Source organism: Azospirillum brasilense, from assembly GCF_005222205.1.
Taxonomy (GTDB): Bacteria; Pseudomonadota; Alphaproteobacteria; order Azospirillales; family Azospirillaceae; genus Azospirillum; species Azospirillum brasilense_G.
Genome location: NZ_CP032346.1, coordinates 110,767 through 129,135, shown reverse-complemented (window position 1 = coordinate 129,135; position 18,369 = coordinate 110,767). Strand labels below are relative to the sequence as shown.

18 protein-coding genes are annotated in these 18,369 nt (G+C 68.9%); 9 read left to right on the top strand and 9 right to left on the bottom strand.

Annotation, left to right across the window (positions count from 1 at the left end; all coding sequences use genetic code 11):
• Positions 1–179: 179 nt before the first annotated feature.
• The 3 genes from D3869_RS14620 to D3869_RS14610 are packed head-to-tail and all read left to right on the top strand — an operon-like array spanning position 180 to position 3,984.
• Positions 180–716, top strand: a complete 537-nt coding sequence (locus tag D3869_RS14620) for a (2Fe-2S)-binding protein (RefSeq protein ID WP_137140750.1) — start codon at positions 180–182, stop codon at positions 714–716.
• Complete coding sequence (locus D3869_RS14615) at positions 713–1,711, top strand: FAD binding domain-containing protein (protein WP_137140749.1); 999 nt, start codon at positions 713–715, stop codon at positions 1,709–1,711. The genes D3869_RS14620 and D3869_RS14615 overlap by 4 nt, the downstream gene beginning before the upstream one ends.
• Positions 1,708–3,984: a xanthine dehydrogenase family protein molybdopterin-binding subunit gene (locus D3869_RS14610; protein WP_137140748.1), complete on the top strand. Its 2,277-nt coding sequence runs from the start codon at positions 1,708–1,710 to the stop codon at positions 3,982–3,984. The genes D3869_RS14615 and D3869_RS14610 overlap by 4 nt, the downstream gene beginning before the upstream one ends.
• Positions 3,985–4,122: 138 nt before the next feature.
• On the opposite strand, the gene ahpF is transcribed toward D3869_RS14610, so the two are convergent.
• A complete protein-coding gene (ahpF, locus tag D3869_RS14605) occupies positions 4,123–5,703 on the bottom strand; it encodes an alkyl hydroperoxide reductase subunit F (RefSeq protein ID WP_137140747.1) in 1,581 nt (526 codons plus the stop codon).
• A gap of 231 nt (positions 5,704–5,934) precedes the next feature.
• On the bottom strand, positions 5,935–6,498 hold the full coding sequence (gene ahpC / locus D3869_RS14600) for an alkyl hydroperoxide reductase subunit C (protein WP_114857393.1): 564 nt from the start codon (positions 6,496–6,498) through the stop codon (positions 5,935–5,937).
• Positions 6,499–6,732: 234 nt separating this feature from the next.
• On the opposite strand from ahpC, the gene D3869_RS14595 reads away from it, so the two are divergent.
• Entirely contained in the window at positions 6,733–7,689 is a 957-nt protein-coding gene (locus D3869_RS14595) for a hydrogen peroxide-inducible genes activator (RefSeq protein ID WP_137140746.1), read from the top strand.
• A 7-nt stretch (positions 7,690–7,696) separates the two neighbouring features.
• Here the strand turns inward: D3869_RS14595 and D3869_RS14590 are convergent, their stop codons facing one another.
• Together D3869_RS14590 and D3869_RS14580 are read right to left on the bottom strand one after the other, a co-directional pair.
• The gene (locus D3869_RS14590) at positions 7,697–8,308 is read right to left on the bottom strand and encodes a helix-turn-helix domain-containing protein (protein WP_137140745.1); all 612 of its coding nucleotides are present in this window, start codon (positions 8,306–8,308) and stop codon (positions 7,697–7,699) included.
• 159 nt (positions 8,309–8,467) lie between these two features.
• Complete coding sequence (locus D3869_RS14580; RefSeq protein ID WP_137140743.1) at positions 8,468–9,484, bottom strand: sulfate ABC transporter substrate-binding protein; 1,017 nt, start codon at positions 9,482–9,484, stop codon at positions 8,468–8,470.
• A gap of 303 nt (positions 9,485–9,787) precedes the next feature.
• Between D3869_RS14580 and D3869_RS14575 the strand changes: the two genes are divergently transcribed.
• Positions 9,788–10,075 carry a hypothetical protein gene (locus D3869_RS14575; RefSeq protein WP_175426499.1) on the top strand — a complete coding sequence of 96 codons (288 nt, stop codon included), beginning with the start codon at positions 9,788–9,790 and terminating at the stop codon, positions 10,073–10,075.
• Positions 10,076–10,107: 32 nt separating this feature from the next.
• On the opposite strand, the gene D3869_RS14570 is transcribed toward D3869_RS14575, so the two are convergent.
• The 3 genes from D3869_RS14570 to D3869_RS14560 all read right to left on the bottom strand — a co-directional run bounded on the left by D3869_RS14570 (position 10,108) and on the right by D3869_RS14560 (position 13,386).
• On the bottom strand, positions 10,108–11,013 hold the full coding sequence (locus D3869_RS14570; protein WP_137140741.1) for a prephenate/arogenate dehydrogenase family protein: 906 nt from the start codon (positions 11,011–11,013) through the stop codon (positions 10,108–10,110).
• 342 nt (positions 11,014–11,355) lie between these two features.
• Positions 11,356–12,450, bottom strand: a complete 1,095-nt coding sequence (hisC, locus tag D3869_RS14565) for a histidinol-phosphate transaminase (RefSeq protein WP_137140740.1) — start codon at positions 12,448–12,450, stop codon at positions 11,356–11,358.
• Between the two features lie 24 nt (positions 12,451–12,474).
• Entirely contained in the window at positions 12,475–13,386 is a 912-nt protein-coding gene (locus tag D3869_RS14560) for a chorismate mutase (protein ID WP_137140739.1), read from the bottom strand.
• A gap of 145 nt (positions 13,387–13,531) precedes the next feature.
• On the opposite strand from D3869_RS14560, the gene metX reads away from it, so the two are divergent.
• The 3 genes from metX to D3869_RS14545 all read left to right on the top strand — a co-directional run bounded on the left by metX (position 13,532) and on the right by D3869_RS14545 (position 16,074).
• Entirely contained in the window at positions 13,532–14,743 is a 1,212-nt protein-coding gene (metX, locus tag D3869_RS14555) for a homoserine O-acetyltransferase MetX (protein WP_432613419.1), read from the top strand.
• 10 nt (positions 14,744–14,753) lie between these two features.
• Positions 14,754–15,404: a methionine biosynthesis protein MetW gene (gene metW, locus D3869_RS14550; RefSeq protein WP_137140738.1), complete on the top strand. Its 651-nt coding sequence runs from the start codon at positions 14,754–14,756 to the stop codon at positions 15,402–15,404.
• A 97-nt stretch (positions 15,405–15,501) separates the two neighbouring features.
• On the top strand, positions 15,502–16,074 hold the full coding sequence (locus D3869_RS14545) for a PRC-barrel domain-containing protein (RefSeq protein ID WP_137140737.1): 573 nt from the start codon (positions 15,502–15,504) through the stop codon (positions 16,072–16,074).
• A gap of 4 nt (positions 16,075–16,078) precedes the next feature.
• Here the strand turns inward: D3869_RS14545 and D3869_RS14540 are convergent, their stop codons facing one another.
• Entirely contained in the window at positions 16,079–16,642 is a 564-nt protein-coding gene (locus D3869_RS14540; protein ID WP_137140736.1) for an RBBP9/YdeN family alpha/beta hydrolase, read from the bottom strand.
• Between the two features lie 61 nt (positions 16,643–16,703).
• Positions 16,704–17,480, bottom strand: a complete 777-nt coding sequence (locus tag D3869_RS14535) for a class I SAM-dependent methyltransferase (RefSeq protein WP_035678754.1) — start codon at positions 17,478–17,480, stop codon at positions 16,704–16,706.
• 60 nt (positions 17,481–17,540) lie between these two features.
• Here D3869_RS14535 and gloB point away from each other — a divergent pair, with 60 nt between their 5' ends.
• Positions 17,541–18,302 carry a hydroxyacylglutathione hydrolase gene (gene gloB / locus D3869_RS14530; RefSeq protein WP_137140735.1) on the top strand — a complete coding sequence of 254 codons (762 nt, stop codon included), beginning with the start codon at positions 17,541–17,543 and terminating at the stop codon, positions 18,300–18,302.
• The last annotated feature ends 67 nt before the right edge of the window (positions 18,303–18,369 follow it).

Below are 18,369 nucleotides of genomic sequence, written 5' to 3'. Positions count from 1 at the left end.
CGGCGAGCCGCCGGCCCCCATCCTTTCAGCGTGTGCCAAGGACGCGGCATCTCCGTTCCCGGCTTGTTCATTTCGATAGCGGAACGGCGGTGCCAACCTCCTGTTGTCCGGACATGTGAAGTCGGCGCAGCCCGTTATCATGGCGGCGTCCGGCGCTCCCCCGCAGATCCGGAGTCTCCATGGCACAGCTCAAGGCCAGCCTGCGCCCGGCCCACGCCCCGCCCCCCGAACCGATTCCCGTCACGCTGAACGTCAACGGCGTGGAGCGAGCGCTCCACCTCGCCCCCTGGACGACGCTGCTCGACGCGTTGCGCCTGCATCTCGAGCTGACCGGCACGAAGAAGGGCTGCGACCACGGCCAGTGCGGGGCCTGCACCGTCCTGGTGGACGGGCGGCGCATCAACTCCTGCCTGACGCTGGCGGTGATGCAGGACGGCCGCAAGGTCACCACCATCGAGGGGCTGACCACCGGCGACGCGCTCCATCCCCTCCAGGAGGCCTTCATCGAACATGACGCCTTCCAGTGCGGCTACTGCACGCCGGGCCAGATCTGTTCGGCGGCCGGGCTGATCGCCGAGGGTAAGGCCAGCACCGACGACGAGATCCGCGAATTGATGAGCGGCAACCTGTGCCGCTGCGGGGCCTATCCCAACATCGTCGCGGCGATCCGGCAGGCCATGGCCACCGCCACCCCGAAGGCGGAGGGCGCGCCATGAGATCCTTCACCTATTCCCGCGCCGACAGCGCGGCGGACGCGATCGGGCGGGCCGGCGCCTCCGGGACCGCCTTCGTCGCCGGGGGAACCAACCTGCTCGACCTGATGAAGGCCGACGTGCTGCGGCCCGAAGGGCTGGTCGACATCTCACACCTGCCGCTGGACCGGATCGAGGAGACGGCGGAGGGCGGCCTGCGGCTGGGCGCGCTGGCCCGCAACGCCGACACCGCCTACGACGAGCGCGTGCAGACCCGCTATCCCATGCTGTCCAAGGCGATTCTCGCCGGGGCCTCGGCGCAGCTCCGCAACATGGCGACCAACGGCGGCAACCTGCTGCAACGGACGCGCTGCTACTATTTCTACGACACGGCGACTCCCTGCAACAAACGGGAGCCGGGGTCGGGCTGCGGCGCGATCGGCGGGGTGAACCGCATCCACGCCATCCTGGGCGCCAGCGAGCATTGTATCGCCGTCCACCCCTCCGACCTCTGCGTCGCTCTGGCGGCGCTCGAAGCGATCGTCCAGGTGACCGGGCCGAAGGGCGAGCGCAGCATTCCCTTCGCCGAGTTCCACCGCCTGCCCGGCGACCGGCCGGAGATCGACACCGTCCTGCGGCCCGGCGACCTCATCACCTCCATCGACCTGCCGGCCAAGGGCTTCGCCGAGCATTCGACCTATCTGAAGATCCGCGACCGCGCCTCCTACGCCTTCGCGCTGGTGTCGGTGGCGGCGGGGCTGGAAATGGATGGCGGCACCGTCCGCGACGCCCGTCTGGCGCTGGGCGGTGTCGCCCACAAGCCCTGGCGCGACCCGGAGGCCGAAGCGGCCCTCATCGGAAAACCCGCCACGCCCGACCAGTTCCGCGCCGCCGCGCGCGTTCTGCTGCGCGACGCCAAGGGGCACGAGCACAACAGCTTCAAGATCGAACTGGCCGAGCGCGCCATCGTCCGCGCCCTGACCGAAGCCGCCGACCGCAAGGGAGCGCACCGTCCATGATCGCCATTCCCAGCATTCCCGGCTTCCTGACGGAGCCCAACGGCCCCATCGGCAAGCCCGTCAGCCGGGTGGACGGGCGCAAGAAGGTGACCGGCAACGCCCATTACGCGGCCGAGTTCACCCTGCCGGACCTCGCCCACGGCTATATCGTCTCCAGCGCCATCGCGCGCGGGCGGATCACCCGCATCGACACCACGGCGGCGCTCGCCCTGCCCGGCGTCATCCACGTCTTCACCCACGAGAACCGGCCGAGCCTCGCCTGGTTCGACCGCAAATGGAAGGACGACGACGCGCCCAAGGGGACGCCCTTCCGCCCGCTCTACGACGCGGAGATCCACCACGCGCTCCAGCCGGTGGCGCTGGTGATCGCCGAGAGTTTCGAGCTGGCCCGCTACGCCGCCCGCCTCGTCCACATCGAGTATGAGGCGGCTCCCCACCAGACCGATCTGCGCGCCAACCGCGCGAACACCTTCACCCCCGGCAAGGACAAGGGGGGGTTCCAGCCCCCGCCGAAGCCCCGCGGCAACCCGGAGCAGGCCTTTCTCGACTCGCCCGTCCAGGTGGATTCGGAGTTCACCCAGGCGGCGGAATACCACAACCCGATGGAAATGCACGCCACCACCGTCCTGCACCACGACGACGGCACGCTGACCGTCCACGACAAGACCCAGGGCGCGCAGAACTGCCACACCTACGTCTGCAACGTCTTCGGCCTGGCCAAATCCGCCGTTCGGGTGATGTCTCCCTTTGTCGGCGGCGCCTTCGGCTCCGGCTTGCGGCCGCAGCATCAGCTCTTCATGGCCATGCTGGCGGCGACGCAGTTGAAACGCTCCGTCCGGGTGGAGCTGTCGCGCCCGCAGATGTTCAGCTTCGGCCACCGGCCCGAAACCATCCAGCGGGTGGCGCTGGGCGCCGACCGCGACGGCACGCTGCGGGCGCTGATCCACGAGGCTGTGCAGGAAAGCTCGCGGAACGAAAACTATGTGGAGGTCGTCGTCAACTGGTCGGGCCAGCAGTACAAGTGCGACAACGTCAGGCTGGACTATAAGCTGACGCGGCTGGACGTGCACACGCCGCTGGACCAGCGCGCGCCGGGAGCGGCGACCGGTGTCCCGGCGCTGGAGATCGCCATGGACGAGCTGGCCTGCAAGCTCGGCATGGACCCGCTGGAGCTTCGCCTGAAGAACTACGCCGAGACCGATCCCAACACCGGCAACCCCTTTTCCAGCAAGGAGCTGCGGGCCTGCTTCCAGCACGGGGCGGAGCGCTTCGGCTGGGCCAAGCGCAGCCCCGCGCCGCGCTCCATGCGTGACGGGCGGGAACTGGTCGGCTGGGGCATGGCGGCGGGCGTGTGGGACGCCATGCAGGGGCAGGCCGCCGCCAAGGCCGTCCTGGGCGTCGACGGAAAGCTGGTGGTGTCCAGCGCCACCGCCGACATCGGCACGGGCACCTACACCGTCATGACCCAGATCGCCGCCGACGTGCTGGGCCTGCCGATCGATGAGGTGACCTTCTGCCTGGGCGATTCCTCGCTTCCCACCGCCCCCATCGAGGGTGGGTCCTGGACCGTCTCCACCGTCGGCTCGGCGGTCAAGGCGGTGTGCGACCGGGTGCGGTCACAACTCATCGCATTGGCCGGGAAGCTGGAGAACAGCCCGCTGAAGGGCGTGGCGGAGGAGGATGTGCTCCTTGCCGACGGGCATCTGGTCGCCCGCGACGACCGGGCGCGGCGGCTGGCCATCACCGACGTGATGCGCGGCTCCGGCACCCTGTCCATCGAGGAGGAGGCGCGCGCCCTGCCCTATCTGCTGGCGCGGGCGCGGCACACCTTCGCCACCCATTCCGCGGTCTTCGTGGAGGTCCGGGTGGACGAGGATCTCGGCACCATCCGGGTGTCCCGCGTGGTCAGCGCCATCGCCGCCGGCCGCATCATCAACCCCAAGACGGCGCGCAGCCAGATCCAGGGCGCCGTGGTCTGGGGCATCGGCATGGGGCTGGAGGAAGAGGCCTTCACCGACCACCGGCTGGGCCGTGTGATGAACCACGACTACGCGGAGTATCATGTCCCGGTGAACGCCGACGTGCCGGAGATCGACGTACTGTTCGTCGAGGAGCATGACGACAAGGTCAACGCGTTGGGCGCCAAAGGAGTCGGCGAGATCGGCATCGTCGGCGTCCCCGCCGCCATCGCCAACGCCATCCATCACGCGACCGGCGTGCGCGTGCGCGATTTCCCGATCACGTTGGACAAGGTGCTGGCGGGGCTGCGCTGACGAGGGCGGGGGCACGCGACGGGCCCCCACCCAACCCTCCCCCGCTTTGCAGGGGAGGGCTTTTCTCCTCCCCCTGCGAAGCGGGGGGAGGTCGGGAGGGGGGCCCGTCGCGACCACCTCCCAAACCACCCGCCCCCCTTACGCCGCGGCGACGGCCTCGACCGGCGCCATGCGGATCAGGTAGTCGAAGGCCGACAGGGCGGCCTTCGAGCCCTCGCCCATGGCGATGACGATCTGCTTGTAGGGCACCGTCGTCGCGTCGCCCGCGGCGAAGACGCCGGGGACGGAGGTCTGGCCGCGCGCGTCCACCTCGATCTCGCCGCGCGGGCTCAGCGCCACCGAGCCCTTCAGCCACTCGGTGTTGGGCACGAGGCCGATCTGCACGAAGATGCCTTCCAGATCGATCCGGTGCACCTCGCCGGTGTTGCGGTTCTTGTAGCTGAGGCCGGTCACCTTGATGCCGTCGCCATGCACCTCGGTCGTCAGGCCCGAGGTGATGACGCGGACGTTGGGCAGGCTGCGCAGCTTGCGCTGGAGCACCTCGTCGGCGCGGAGCTGGCTGTCGAACTCGATCAGCGTCACTTCCGCGACGATGCCCGCGAGGTCGATGGCCGCCTCGACGCCGGAGTTGCCGCCGCCGATGACCGCCACGCGCTTGCCCTTGAACAGCGGGCCGTCGCAGTGCGGGCAGTAGGCCACGCCCTTGTTGCGGTACTCGTCCTCGCCGGGGACGCCCATCTGGCGCCAGCGGGCGCCGGTCGACAGGATCACCGTCTTCGACTTCAGCGAGGCGCCGTTGGCGAGCTGGACCTCGATCAGACCGCCCGGACCCGCGGCGGGGATCAGCTTCTCCGCCCGCTGCAGGTTCATCACGTCGACCTCATACTCCTTGACGTGCTGCTCCAGCGCGGTGGCCAGCTTCGGCCCCTCGGTGTGGGACACGGAGATGAAGTTCTCGATGGCCATGGTGTCGAGCACCTGACCGCCGAAACGCTCCGCCGCGACGCCGGTGCGGATGCCCTTGCGGGCCGCGTAGATCGCCGCCGCGGCGCCGGCCGGGCCGCCGCCGATCACCAGCACGTCGAAGGCGTCCTTGGCCTTGATCTTCTCCGCGTCGCGCTGCGAGGCGCCGGTGTCGATCTTGGCGAGGATCTGCTCCAGCCCCATGCGGCCCTGGCCGAACGGCTCGCCGTTCAGGAAGATGGACGGGACGGCCATGATCTTGCGCGATTCGACCTCCTGCTGGAACAGCGCGCCGTCGATGGCGACATGCTTGATCCGCGGGTTCAGAACGCTCATCAGGTTCAGGGCCTGCACCACATCGGGGCAGTTCTGGCAGGACAGCGAGAAGTAGGTCTCGAAGCTGTACTCACCCTCCAGCGCCTTCACCTGCTCGATGACCTCCGCCGACTCCTTGGAGGGGTGGCCGCCGACCTGCAGCAGGGCGAGGATGAGGGAATTGAATTCATGGCCCATCGGCAGGCCGGCGAAGCGGACGCCGATGTCGGTGCCGGTGCGCTTGATCGCGAAGGAGGGCTTGCGCGCGTCGTCGTCGGTGCGGACGAAGGTGATCTTGTCCGACAGGGACGCGATGTCCTGCAGCAGAGCCTGCATTTCCTGCGACTTGGCGCCGTCGTCCAGGGAGGCGGCCAGTTCGATGGGCTGCGTGATCTTGTCGAAATAGGCCTTGAGCTGGCCTTTGACGTTGCTATCCAACACGGCGAGGGCTCCCGAAAGTGGTTTTTCGAAGCGAGCCCGGTGGCGCCAGGGCGGGTCCGGGCAGCAGAGTGTCTTTGAACAGACTTTTTTTGAACGGATGAAGGCCACTCGTGATCCGGGCCCGGAATCGATCCGGGCCCGAAGCCGTGGCGCCGCGGCCGGCGTGGCCGCGGCCGAACCGTCCGGCCGCGGTTGCGGCCGGCGGTTCCCAGAGGATCAAGCCGGAGAGGCTTAGATCTTGCCGACGAGGTCGAGCGACGGGGCGAGCGTCTTCTCACCCTCTTCCCACTTGGCCGGGCAGACCTCGCCCGGGTGCGAGGCGACGTACTGGGCGGCCTTCACCTTGCGGAGCAGCTCGCGAGCGTCGCGGCCGATGCCGCCGGCGGTGATCTCGACGATCTGGATCTTGCCGTCCGGGTCGACGACGAAGGTGCCGCGGTCGGCGAGGCCCTTCTCCTCGATCAGGATCTCGAAGTTGCGGCAGATCGTGCCGGTCGGGTCGCCGACCATGGTGTAGGCGATCTTGCCGATGGCCGGCGAGGTGTCGTGCCAGGCCTTGTGGCAGAAGTGGGTGTCGGTCGAAACGCTGTAGATCTCAACGCCGAGCTTCTGGAACTCGCTGTAGTTATCGGCCAGGTCTTCCAGCTCGGTCGGGCACACGAAGGTGAAGTCCGCCGGGTAGAAGAAGACGACCGACCACTTGCCCTTCAGGTCGGCGTCGCTGACGTCGATGAACTTGCCGCCCTTGAAAGCGGTCGCCTTGAACGGCTTAATCTCGGTGTTGATCAAGGACATGATTTCTCCATCAGTCTGAATGATTGGAGCAAGCGTCACTCCGGTGTCCTGCCAACCTGGCCCCGTCTCCCCATTGGTTTCCCAAATGGGCTACCGGTGCCGCGGCATCCCTGCCGGAAGTCTGCTCCCCCCTCGTTGGTCGCTTGACACCAGGGAAGTTAGGGGCAATGGGTCAGCGATGGAAGCGAAAAATACCAATCGCTTTGATCGATAAAACCGATTATTGTGCAGTGCATGAAGCCCCTCCCCACGTTGCGTCAGCTCCACTACCTCGTCGCCGTCGTCGATCGCTGCCATTTCGGCAAGGCGGCCGAGGCCTGCCTCGTCAGCCAGTCGACGCTCAGCGCCGGCATCCAGGAATTGGAGAATCTGCTGGGCGCCCCGCTGCTGGAGCGCACGCGGCGCACCGTCCTGCCGACCCCACTGGGCCGCGAGATCGCCGACCGCGCCCGCCTCGTCCTGAAGGGGGCGGAGGAGCTGGTGGACATGGCCCGCTCGGTGGAGGACCCGATGTCCGGGCCGCTCCATCTGGGCGTGATCCCGACCATCGGCCCCTTCCTGATCCCCCGCGTGATGCCGGCCCTGCGCGACAGCTTCCCCAAGCTGAAGCTGTTCCTGCGCGAGGACCAGACCGCCCGGCTGCTCGACCGGCTTGAGTCGGGGGAGCTGGACGCGGCCATTCTCGCCCTGCCCTATCCGTCCGGCGACGTGGAATCGATCGACATCGCCGAAGACCGCTTTTCCGTGGTCTGCACGCCCGAGCACCGGCTGAGCGACGTCACGACGCCCCGCCCCTCCGACGTGGCGCTGGAGGATCTGCTGCTGCTGGAGGATGGGCACTGCCTGCGCGACCACGCGCTGGCCGCCTGCTCCATGGAGGGGGCGCGGCAAAGCGCCGCGTTCCAGGGCACCAGCCTGCACACGCTGGTTCAGATGGTCGCCAACGGGCTGGGGGTGACGCTGCTGCCGCAGATGGCGCTCGACTCGGGGATTCTTCGCGGTTTGGATGTGGTGGTCCGCCCGCTGGGCGGGGAGCGGCCGTTCCGCCGGATCGGGCTGGTCTGGCGCCGCACCTCCGGCCGCAAGGAAACCTTCCGGCAGCTCGCCGCCGCCCTGAAGACCGAGATGTCCCGCGACAGCGGACCGCAGGCCCCCGCCAACGGCGACGCCAGCGTGCGGACCGCCGCCTGACCCGGAATCAGAAGGCGTAGGTCATCACAAGATACAGCAGCGCCTCGCCGTCGCCCACGTTGCGGTAGGCGTGGGGGGCGTCGGCGTCGAACTGGATCGTGTCGCCCTCCTCCAGCCGGTGGGTGCCGTCGCCGGTCTCGATCTCGACCGCGCCGCGCCCGACCAGGATGTTCTCCACGGTGCCGATGGTGTGGGCGTCGGCCCGCTCGTCGGTGCCGGGGGCGAGGCGCAGCTCGTAGAACTCCACCTGCCGCTCGCCGTGGAAGGGAAACAGCGCCCGCGAGCTGAACCGCCCGTCGCGCGAGGCCAACGGCCGGCTGTCCGCCCGCCGGATCACCGTGGTCCCGCCGCTGCCCCCGCTGCTGAGCAGGCTGGAGAAGGGCACGTCGAGCGCGCGGGCGATGGTCCACAGGAAATCGATGCTGGACGGCCCCCGCCCGGCCTCGACCGCCGTCAGCTCCGCCCGGCTGTTGCCCGACAGCTTGGCAAGCGCGTCGACGGACAGCCCCTGGCGGAGCCGGAAACTGCGGATGTTCTCGGCGATCACGGCAGTCAGCGGGTTGGCGTCGCCGTCCGCCGTCCGGGAGTCCGTGCTCCGGGGGGTCGATGTCGTGCTCATGGTGTTTGGCCCTCCCGTTCCATCACTGCGTGCTCTTGTCCTGGGCTTTAAAGCGAACTTCCGTTCGCTTTAGATTCACATCGCCTCACTTGCCGGCGGGCTTCGGCCACATGTGCGGCCAGGGCCGCCGTCGCGGTCCAAAGCGGATTGCAATCCGCTTTAGCGGGGCGCCGACTGGAGCTGGTCGAACAGGGCGCCCTCCGCGAAATGGGTCGCCTGGGCCTTGCGCCACCCACCGAAGACGTCGTCCACGGTCACCAGAGCCACCGGCGAGAAGCGCCCGGCGTATTGCCGCGCCAGTTCGGGATGGCGGGGCCGGTAGAAGTTCCGCGCGGCGATCTCCTGCCCCTCGCGGGTGTAGAGATACTGCACATAGGCTTCGGCCACCTTGCGGGTGCCCTTGCGGTCGACCACGCTGTCCACCACGGCCACCGGCGGCTCGGTCAGGATGGACAGGGACGGCACCACAATCTCGAACTGGTCGGCGCCGAACTCCTGAAGCGACAGAAAGGCCTCGTTCTCCCAGGCCAGCAGGACGTCGCCGACGCCCTTGCGCGTGAAGGTCAGGGCGGCCCCGCGGGCCCCGCTGTCCAGCACCGGGACGTGCCGGTACAGCTCGGCGATGAATTCCTTGGCCTTGGCCTCGTCGTTGCCGCTGGTCTTCAGCGCGTAAGCCCAGGCCGCCAGATAGTTCCAGCGCGCCCCGCCCGAGGTCTTCGGGTTGGGGGTGACCACCGCCACGTCCGGCTTCACCAGATCGTCCCAGTCCTTGATCTGCTTCGGGTTGCCCTTGCGGACCAGGAACACGATGGTGGAGGTGTAGGGGGAACTGTTGTTCGGCAGGCGGGTCCGCCAATCCTTGGCGATCAGCCCGGCGTCGGCAATGGCATCCACATCGTAGCCCAGAGCCAGCGTCACGACATCGGCGTCCAGCCCGTCGATGACCGAGCGCGCCTGCGCGCCCGATCCGCCGTGCGATTGGCGGATGACCACCGTCTCCCCCGACGCGTCCGCCCAGGTGCGGGCAAAGGCCGGGTTGAACTCCTCGTACAGCTCCCGCGTCGGGTCGTAGGAGACGTTCAGGATCGTGCTGCGGACCGCGGCGCTGGCGGTCGCCAGGGCGGCCAAGGTCACCAGCCCGACGGCGATGAGGCTCTGGCTGACGCGCGACGGCATGAACGGATTCCCCAAGGCTTGCGTTTGGCGGCGGTAGGCCATGAGGGGCATTGAACATCAACTATCCCTATTGGGCAAGTCGCCTTTTGAAATGACATATGTGATTCATAAAAATGAAGCCGTATTTTATCAGCTACATTATGTGAAATAGAGGAAGGCGGTCCGTTCCGCGGACCGAACCGCGTTTCACGCTGTTGTTGGGCCATGCGGACAAAGCGTTTCCACCGATCCCATCCACTTCTGGCCACCGCCTTGGCGCTTCTGGCTCTCGCGGGATGCGAAACCTACGACCCTGGGAACCCGTTGATCGGGCGCTGGACGCTGATCGCTCCCATCGGTCTGGGCACCGCCGATGCGGAAGCGGGGGGTATGGGCATGGCCCTGGGAACCTACGAGTTCCGCCGGTCCAGCATGAGGATGCGCGGCCTGGGGTTTGAACAGCCGGTGAGTTATTCCGTGTCAGGCAACACCGTCACCGTCCTTCCGGAAAGCTTCGGGCCGACCCTCGCCATCGAACTGATCGATTCCGACACGGCACGGCTGAAGGACCCGCTGACCGGCGGCCTGATGACGCTGCGTCGGGTCCGGTAGACCCACCGGCCCGGTTAGTTTCGTTTGGAGTCTCAGGCCTGCTTGGCGTCGATGATGCCGCGGCGGATGGCGCGGGTCTTGGTGAAATGATCCTGCAACTGCTCCCCCTCGCCCCAGCGGATGGCGCGCTGGAGAGCGGTCAGGTCCTCGGTGAAGCGCTGGAGGATTTCCAGGACCGCTTCCCGGTTGTTCAGGAACACGTCGCGCCACATCACCGGATCGCTGGCGGCGATGCGGGTGAAGTCGCGGAAACCGCCGGCCGAGAACTTGATGACCTCCGACTTGGTGTCGTCCTCCAGGTCGGACGCCGTGCCGACGATGGTGTAGGCGATCAGGTGCGGCAGGTGCGAGGTGATCGCCAGCACGCGGTCATGATGGTTGGCGTCCATCAGTTCCACTGTGGAACCGATGCGGCGCCACATCGTGACCACCTTGTCCACCGCGCCCTCGTTGGCGCCGGGCGGCGGGGTGACGATGCACCAGCGGCCCTGAAACAGGGTGGCGAAGCCGGCCTCCGGCCCCGAATGCTCGGTGCCCGCCACCGGGTGTCCGGGAATCAGATGCACGCCGTCCGGGATGTGCGGACCGACGTCGCGCAGCACCGCCTGCTTCACCGAGCCGACGTCCGTCACGATCATGCCGGGGCGCAGCAGCGGCCCGAGCTGTTCCCCCACCTCGGCGAAGGCGCCGACGGGAGTCGCCAGGATCACCACGTCGGCACCCTCCAGCGCTTCCGCCAGATCGGTGGTGGCCCGTTCGACGATGCCCAGTTCCATCGCCTTGGCGCAATGTTCGGGGCTGCGGTCCGCGCAGACGACCTGACGCGCCACCCCGTAATGCGTAAGCGCCCGCGCCAGGGACGAACCGATCAGACCCACGCCGACGATGGCGACGCGGTCGAACAGGGGAGTGGCCAAGGTGGCGGCGGTCTCGCTCATGATCTCAGGGCACCGGCTGCGGATGGTTTGCAGAACGCCCCGCTATAAAGCACCAAGGCGCCCTATGACCAAGGGAAAGTTTGCCCGGCCGCCTCGTGAGGAAACGCGCGCAACGGTGCGATCCCCTCTCCCGTCCCGGGAGAGGGTGGCCCGAAGGGCCTCTCGCACTGGCCGAAGGCCAGCGCTGACGGCGTCAGGCGGATGCCGATGGCATCCGCTGAGAGCCGGGTGAGGGTAGCGCAAGGATCAAGGCGCTGATTCTTGCCTACACCCTCACCCTCCCACCGCTTCGCGGCGGGCCCCTCCCTCTCCCGGGGCAGGAGAGGGGAAACCACTGCGGCCTTACGCCGCCAGGAAATCCTTCAGCGCCCGCACAACCTCGCGCATCTCGGCCTCCGTGCCGATGGTGACTCGCAGGCAGCTCGGCAGGCCGTAGGCGGGCATCTGGCGGACCAGGATGCCGCGGCCCTTCAGGAACAGGCGCGCCGCCTCGGCGTCGTCCTTGCCGGCGGTCTGGCCGGCGAAGTCGACCAGCACGAAGTTCGTCACGCTGGGATGGGTCTTCAGGCCAAGGCCGTGGACCTGCTGGACGAACCACTCCCGCCATTCGGTGTTGTGGCTGCGCGAGCGCTCCAGGAACTCGGTGTCCTCCAGTGCCGCCACGCCGGCGATCTGCGCCGCGGAGGAGACGTTGAAGGGACCGCGCACGCGGTTCAGCACGTCGGCGATCCCCGCCGGGCAATAGGCCCAGCCGAGCCGGACCGAGCCCAGCGCGAAGATCTTCGAGAAGGTGCGGGTCATCACCACGTTGGGGAAGCGGTCCACCAGCTCCTGCCCCGCCGAATAGTCGTTGTGGTTCATGTACTCGGCGTAGGCCGCGTCGATGACCAGGATGGCGTTCTCCGGCAGGCCGGCGTGCAGGCGGGCCATCTCGTCGGCGGTGATGTAGGTGCCGGTCGGGTTGTTCGGGTTGGCGACGAAGACCAGCCGGGTGCGCGGCGTGACGTGGGCCAGCAGCGAATCCACGTCGGTGGTCAGGTTCGTCTCCGGCGCCTGGACCGGGGTGGCGCCGACCGACTTGGCGCCGATCGGGTACATCAGGAAGCCGTGCTGCGAGTACAGCACCTCGTCCCCCGGCCCGGCGTAGGCGCGGATCAGCAGGGCGATCAGCTCGTCGGAACCAGCGCCGCAGACCACGCGGTCGGCGTCCAGGCCGAAGCGCTCGGCGATGGCCTTGCGCAGCTTGGCGGAGCCGCCGTCCGGGTAGCGGTGCAGCTCGCCCGCGGCGGCCTTGTAGGCCTCCACGGCGCGCGGGCTCGGGCCGAGCGCGCCTTCGTTCGAGGCGAGGCGGATGTGCCCCGCATGCTCGCCGCCGACATAGGGGGCGATGTCGAGAATCCCCGGGCGGGGCGCCGGGCCGTTGTTCGGCTGGGTCATGTCAGGTCTCAGACCTTGCGGGCATTATTGGAAAGACGAGGTGGAGAGATGGAGCGGGACGGCGTAGCCGCCCACGATGTTGATCCGCACCGGGATCTCGCCCAGCCGGCCGGCGAAGGCGGCCAGCCGCGGGTCGGTGTGGTCGACGAAGTCGGCGACCTCGACCAGATGGATCGACGGGCCGGACGGGTCGCGGGCGTGCCAGGTGCAGAAATAGGTCGGGGCGAGGCCGCTCGTCTCCAGATGGTCCTTGAGCCGGCCGCGGCTGAGGTCATGCCCCAGCTCGATCCCCAGCAGGGTGCGGTCGTCGCCGGTCGGCTCGTGCGGAACCAGCGCGATGGCCAGCGCGTCGCGGTCCTCGCCGCGGGCGTTGCCGCGCCCGGCGAAGGGCAGCCGCGCCACCACGCGCGGCGTGCGCGCGTCGGACGACACCAGGAAGCGCCACCAGGGGTCCGCGTCGTCCTCCGCCGGGTAGGGAACGACGCCGACGGTGGCCGTGCCCTCCGACACCGCGCGGATGGCCGCGGCGGGGGTGTTGACGGCGGTCATCGGAACGACGCTGCCGAAATGGTCGCGGGCCACGTCCCAGAATCCGCGGCGGTCCTCCGGCGCGTAGACCGCGACGGCGAAGGGGCCCTGGAGCCGGGTGAAGGCGGTGATCATCTCCCGCCACATGCGGGCGACGGCCATCGCCGGAAAGGAGCCGGCGTGGCGCGCCATCAGGCGGCGCAGGATGACCGCCTCGCGCGCCGGGCGCAGGTAGATCGGGGTCTGGGGGTTCCCGCTGACCTGACCTTCCGCGGCTTCGATCTGGCTCTTCACGACGCCGACACGCTCCACCACCGCGGCGCGGCGCATCAGCAGGTCGTGGATCGTATCGTCGATGTGATCGATCTCGCGGCGCAGATCGTCGAGCGGGGACTTGGGCGGAGGCATGGGGCGGGAAACCGTCAAATCCAGGGCGAATCCAAAGCCGGATAGTAGTAGTCCGCAAGCGCCGCGAAATCAAAGAAAACGTTGACACTCCCAACCGCCGGTCCGTAGCTATGAACTCCCCTTTTCCGGAGGCCTCCGACCCGTCATGTCCGCGCCGAACCCCGCCGCCGCCGTGCCTGCCGCCGTGCCTGCCGAGCCCGCGACGATGCCCGGCCACCGGGTCACGCTCGGGGTGGACCGGCCCATGCGGCTGGACAGCGGCGCGGAGCTGGGTCCCTTCGAGGTCGCCTACCAGACCTACGGCGCGCTGAACGCCGACCGGTCGAACGCCGTCCTGATCTGCCACGCCCTGACCGGCGACCATTACGTGCTCGACCAGCATCCGGTGACCGGCAAGCCCGGCTGGTGGGAGATGCTGGTCGGACCCGGCAAGCCGGTCGACACCGACCGCTATTTCGTCATCTGCTCCAACGTGATCGGCGGCTGCATGGGCTCCACCGGCCCGAAGGAGACCGATCCGGCGACCGGCAAGCCCTACGGCCTCGGCTTCCCCGTCATCACCATCGGCGACATGGTGCGCGCGCAGAAGCTACTGGTGGAGCATCTCGGGATCGACCAGCTCTTCTGCGTGATCGGCGGCTCCATGGGCGGCATGCAGGTCCTGCAATGGGCGGTCGCCTATCCGGAGTCGGTGTTCGCCGCGGTGCCGATCGCCACGGCGGCCCGCCACTCCGCGCAGAACATCGCCTTCCACGAGGTCGGCCGGCAGGCGATCATGGCCGACCCGGACTGGGCCGGCGGCAACTACCTGCTGGAGGGCACCCGCCCCCACCGCGGGCTGGCGGTGGCGCGCATGGCCGCGCACATCACCTACCTGTCGGAGCCGGCGCTGCACCGCAAGTTCGGGCGCAACCTGCAGAACCGCCAGACCGTCACCTACGGCTTCGACGCCGATTTCCAGGTGGAGAGCTATCTGCGCCACCAGGGCATCACCTTCGTCGAGCGGTTCGACGCCAACTCCTACCTCTACATCACGCGGGCGATGGACTATTTCGACCTCGCCGCGGATTACGGGGGCGGCACCCTGTCCAACGCCTTCCGCAGGGACGGCAAGGGCACGCCGGTGCGTTTCTGCCTGGCCAGCTTCTCCAGCGACTGGCTGTTCCCCACCTCCGAATCGCGGGCCATCGTGCACGCGCTGAACGCGGTGGCGGCCAACGTCAGCTTCGTGGAGATCCGCACCGACAAGGGCCACGATTCCTTCCTGCTCGACGAGCCAGAGTTCCATCAGGTGATCCGCGGCTTCCTGGACGGCTGCGCCGAGCACCGCGGCCTGACACGACCCTCCAGACCATGACATGCCGGCCATGAGCCCCCTCGACGACAAGCAAGCCGCGGCCCACACCGCCTCCGGCAACGGCATCCGCTCCGACCTCAAGCTGATCGCGGAGATGGTGGAGCCGGGAAGCCGCGTGCTCGACGTCGGCTGCGGCGACGGCGCCCTGCTGGCCTTCCTGTCCCGCCGGAAAGGGGTGGACGGGCGCGGGATCGAGCTGTCGATGGACGGCGTGCACCAGTGCGTGGCCCAGGGCCTGTCGGTCATCCAGGGCGACGCCGAGACCGACCTGAAGGACTACCCGCCGGGCGCCTTCGATTACGTGATCCTCAGCCAGACCCTCCAGGCGATGCGGGAGCCGCGGACGGTGCTGGAGACGATGACCCGCATCGGGCGGCGGGCCATCGTGTCGGTCCCCAACTTCGGCTACTGGCGCATCCGTGTGCAGCTCCTGCTGACCGGGCGCATGCCGGTGACGGAAAAGCTGGGCTACCAGTGGTGGGAAACGCCCAACATCCATTTCTGCACGATCAAGGACCTCGTCGTCCTGGCGGAGGAGATGGGCATCCGCATCGAGCGCTGCATGATCGTCAACGGCGCCGGCCGGGTCACCGGCCATGCCCATTCCGGGCTCGCCAACCTGCTGGGCGAGCAGGGCGTCTTCCTGCTGCGCCGGGACTGACCGGACCCCGCCGCTTCCCGGCGATGCAACCCCTGCCCCGCTGGCGCTGTTGAACAGGCAAGGTCCGTTCAACAACCGTCAGCGGGAGCCACGCACCATGCGCCTCGTCCCCTCCTCCATCCTCGCCGCATCGGCCGCCGCCCTGCTGCTGTCCGGCGGCCCTGCGTCGGCGCAGACACCGCAGGCGTCACCGGACGCCGCCCGCCCTCCGCTGATGACGGCGCCCCGCCCGGACGACACCCCGGCCACCCCGCCCGCGGCCTCGCCGGAGGGACTCGGCGGCGACGCGCCTTCCGACGAAATGAAACGCGCCGCCCCCTCCGTCGCCGCGATTCCCCATCTGCTGACCCCGGAGGAGGCGCGGACCCTGATCGGCAAGGAGGTGCGGACCCGCGACGGCCAGCCCGGCGGCTCGATCAAGGATTTCACGCTGGACGGCAGCGCCGCCGCGATCGAACGGATCGTGCTGGCCCCCGCCGAGGGCAGCGGAGCGGACGGGAAACTGCGGTCCCTGCCGGTCAGCATGCTGCGCACCGACATCGCGGGCGCGGCCGCCGGTGCCGACGGCTCGACACCGCCGACGCTGGACCTGCCGGCCGCTGAACTGGCGCGGGCGCCGGAATTCACCTATGGCGAAGGCGTGAAGACGGTGACAGGCCAGCCGCAATAGCGGCTCAGGCCCCGTCCTCTGCCTCACGGAGCAGGTCGAGCACGAGCCGCTCGCCGTCCGGCCAGGGGCCGTAGCCGGCGGCGGTGTTGATGTGCTCGAGGTCGCCGCCGTCGATGAAGTCGGCGCCCCACCCCACCGCGAAGCCGCAGGAGCGCGCGATCGCGGCGTAGGGATCGTTGCGGCTGGCCAGCACGACCGTGCGGAAGGGCAGCGGGTCGCTGGGCACCGGGGCGAAGCCGTGGACCTCGGGTGGCGTGTGCTCTGCCGACTCAACGTCGGGCGGCGCGACCAGCAGGGCGGCGGCCACCTTGCCGACCGACGACCCGTTGCGCACGCCCCAGTGGGCCACCGTCATGCAGCCCAGGCTGTGGGCGATCAGGACCACCGGCGCAGACGCCGCGGCCACGGAGTCCTCCAGAGACCGCACCCACCCCTCCAGGACCGGCGCGTCCCAGTCGGCCTGCTCGACCCGCGCGAAGGACGGGTGGCGCCGCTGCAGCCAGCTTTGCCAGTGATCCGGACCGGAGTTTCCGAGTCCAGGGACGATGAGAACGCTCGCTTTCGCCATGGGGTCCGATCCGCTGCGGTGAACGGGGACGTTACAAACCGCAACGGTCCCGGAGCAAGGCTTACGGCTCCTCCGACACCCGCCACGCGCCGGATCCCGCCGGGCGGCGGGCCGGGGCAGCACCACCGGGAAGCGGGACGATCAGGCGGCGCTTGGCCGGCTGCTGGGTCTTGCGCGACACCCCGGCGAAGATCTGCTTGGACGCCTCGATCATCGTGACCCCGGCGAAGGCCTTGAACCAGCGGCAGCCGACCTCCTCCCAGGCCGGGGCGGTCTTCATCAGGAAGCGGGAGCGCAGCGGCGGCAGGAACAGCGCGTGCCCGGTGCGCTCGGGCACGAACATGGTGTCGCGCAGAACCTGCTTCAGTTGCGACGCCGAATAGGGGAAGCCATGGCCGAAGGGCGTCCAGTCGGCCCGCGCCCACAGGCCGCGGCGGTTTGGCACCACCACCAGGACCCGCCCGCCGCCGGCCAGCACGCGCCAGATCTCCCGCATCATCGGGCGGAGCTGCTCCGTCCCCTCCAGCCCGTGGACGAGCAGCACGCGGTCCACCGACATGTCGGCCAGCGGCAGGTCCGCCTCGTCGCCCAGCGCCACCAGCCCCGGCCCGCCCGGCGGCCAGAAGGTCACGCCCTGGGTCGCCGGCATGATGGAGAACACCCGCTCGGCCTCGTCGCGGAAGGGCTGCAGATAGGGCGTCGTGTAGCCGACCCCCAGAACGATCTGGCCGCGCAGGTCGGGCCAGATCGTGCGGATGCGCCGGCGGATCATCCGCCGCGCCGCCTGACCAAGCCCGGACTCGTAGAATTCACGAAGATCGACGATATCGGTGTACATGGTCATCCCAGGCTATCACGTTTCGATCAAACGTCCATTCATGCGGGAGGGCCCAAGCCCATGGACATCCACCTGATTCCGGCGTTCAACGACAACTACATCTACCTCCTGCGCGACCCGGCCAGCGGCGCCGTGGGCGTCGTCGACCCCGGCGACGCACAGCCCGTGCTGGCGGAGCTGGAGCGGCGCGGCTGGACGCTGACGCACATCTTCAACACCCACCACCACAACGACCACATCGGCGGCAACCACGCGCTGAAGGCGCGCTATGGCGCCGACGTGATCGGACCGCGCGCCGACGTCGCCCGCATTCCCGATATGGAGACGTGTCTGGGCGAAGGCGAGACCATTTCGTTCGGATCGTACACCGCGCACGTGTTTTTCGTCCCCGGCCACACCTCCGGCCACATCGCCTTCTGGTTTCCCGAGGCCAAGGCGCTGTTCAGCGGCGACACGCTGTTCGCGCTCGGCTGCGGGCGGCTGTTCGAGGGCACGCCGGCCCAGATGTGGGCCTCGCTGGAAAAGCTGCGCGGCCTGCCGGACGACACGCGCGTCTATTGCGGCCATGAATACACCCTGTCCAACGCCCGCTTCGCCGTGACGGTGGAGCCGGACAACGCCGCCCTGAAGGCCCGCGCGGCGGAGATCGCCGCGCAGCGCGAGCGCGGGGAACCGACCATCCCCTCCACGCTGGGCGTCGAGAAGGCCACCAACCCCTTCCTGCGCGCCGACTCGCCGGAGGTCCAGGCCGCCCTGGGCATGGCCGGGGCCGACCCGGTGGCGGTGTTCGCCGAGATCCGGGGCCGCAAGGACCGCTTTTAGGACGGAGCGCTTTTAAGACCGCGCGCCGTCGCGCTACGCTGACGCCCACAAAACGGGAGGAGAGATT

Excerpts from the sequence above, each read along its gene's own strand:
- gloB (WP_137140735.1), top strand. The coding sequence starts at position 17,541 with ATGGACATCCACCTGATTCCGGCGTTCAACGACAACTACATCTACCTC.
- D3869_RS14560 (WP_137140739.1), bottom strand. The coding sequence starts at position 13,386 with ATGCCTCCGCCCAAGTCCCCGCTCGACGATCTGCGCCGCGAGATCGAT.
- D3869_RS14615 (WP_137140749.1), top strand. The coding sequence starts at position 713 with ATGAGATCCTTCACCTATTCCCGCGCCGACAGCGCGGCGGACGCGATC.
- D3869_RS14570 (WP_137140741.1), bottom strand. The coding sequence starts at position 11,013 with ATGAGCGAGACCGCCGCCACCTTGGCCACTCCCCTGTTCGACCGCGTC.
- hisC (WP_137140740.1), bottom strand. The coding sequence starts at position 12,450 with ATGACCCAGCCGAACAACGGCCCGGCGCCCCGCCCGGGGATTCTCGAC.
- D3869_RS14610 (WP_137140748.1), top strand. The coding sequence starts at position 1,708 with ATGATCGCCATTCCCAGCATTCCCGGCTTCCTGACGGAGCCCAACGGC.
- D3869_RS14620 (WP_137140750.1), top strand. The coding sequence starts at position 180 with ATGGCACAGCTCAAGGCCAGCCTGCGCCCGGCCCACGCCCCGCCCCCC.
- D3869_RS14590 (WP_137140745.1), bottom strand. The coding sequence starts at position 8,308 with ATGAGCACGACATCGACCCCCCGGAGCACGGACTCCCGGACGGCGGAC.
- D3869_RS14535 (WP_035678754.1), bottom strand. The coding sequence starts at position 17,480 with ATGTACACCGATATCGTCGATCTTCGTGAATTCTACGAGTCCGGGCTT.
- D3869_RS14540 (WP_137140736.1), bottom strand. The coding sequence starts at position 16,642 with ATGGCGAAAGCGAGCGTTCTCATCGTCCCTGGACTCGGAAACTCCGGT.
- metX (WP_432613419.1), top strand. The coding sequence starts at position 13,532 with ATGTCCGCGCCGAACCCCGCCGCCGCCGTGCCTGCCGCCGTGCCTGCC.
- D3869_RS14595 (WP_137140746.1), top strand. The coding sequence starts at position 6,733 with ATGAAGCCCCTCCCCACGTTGCGTCAGCTCCACTACCTCGTCGCCGTC.
- D3869_RS14580 (WP_137140743.1), bottom strand. The coding sequence starts at position 9,484 with ATGCCGTCGCGCGTCAGCCAGAGCCTCATCGCCGTCGGGCTGGTGACC.
- ahpC (WP_114857393.1), bottom strand. The coding sequence starts at position 6,498 with ATGTCCTTGATCAACACCGAGATTAAGCCGTTCAAGGCGACCGCTTTC.
- D3869_RS14545 (WP_137140737.1), top strand. The coding sequence starts at position 15,502 with ATGCGCCTCGTCCCCTCCTCCATCCTCGCCGCATCGGCCGCCGCCCTG.
- metW (WP_137140738.1), top strand. The coding sequence starts at position 14,754 with ATGAGCCCCCTCGACGACAAGCAAGCCGCGGCCCACACCGCCTCCGGC.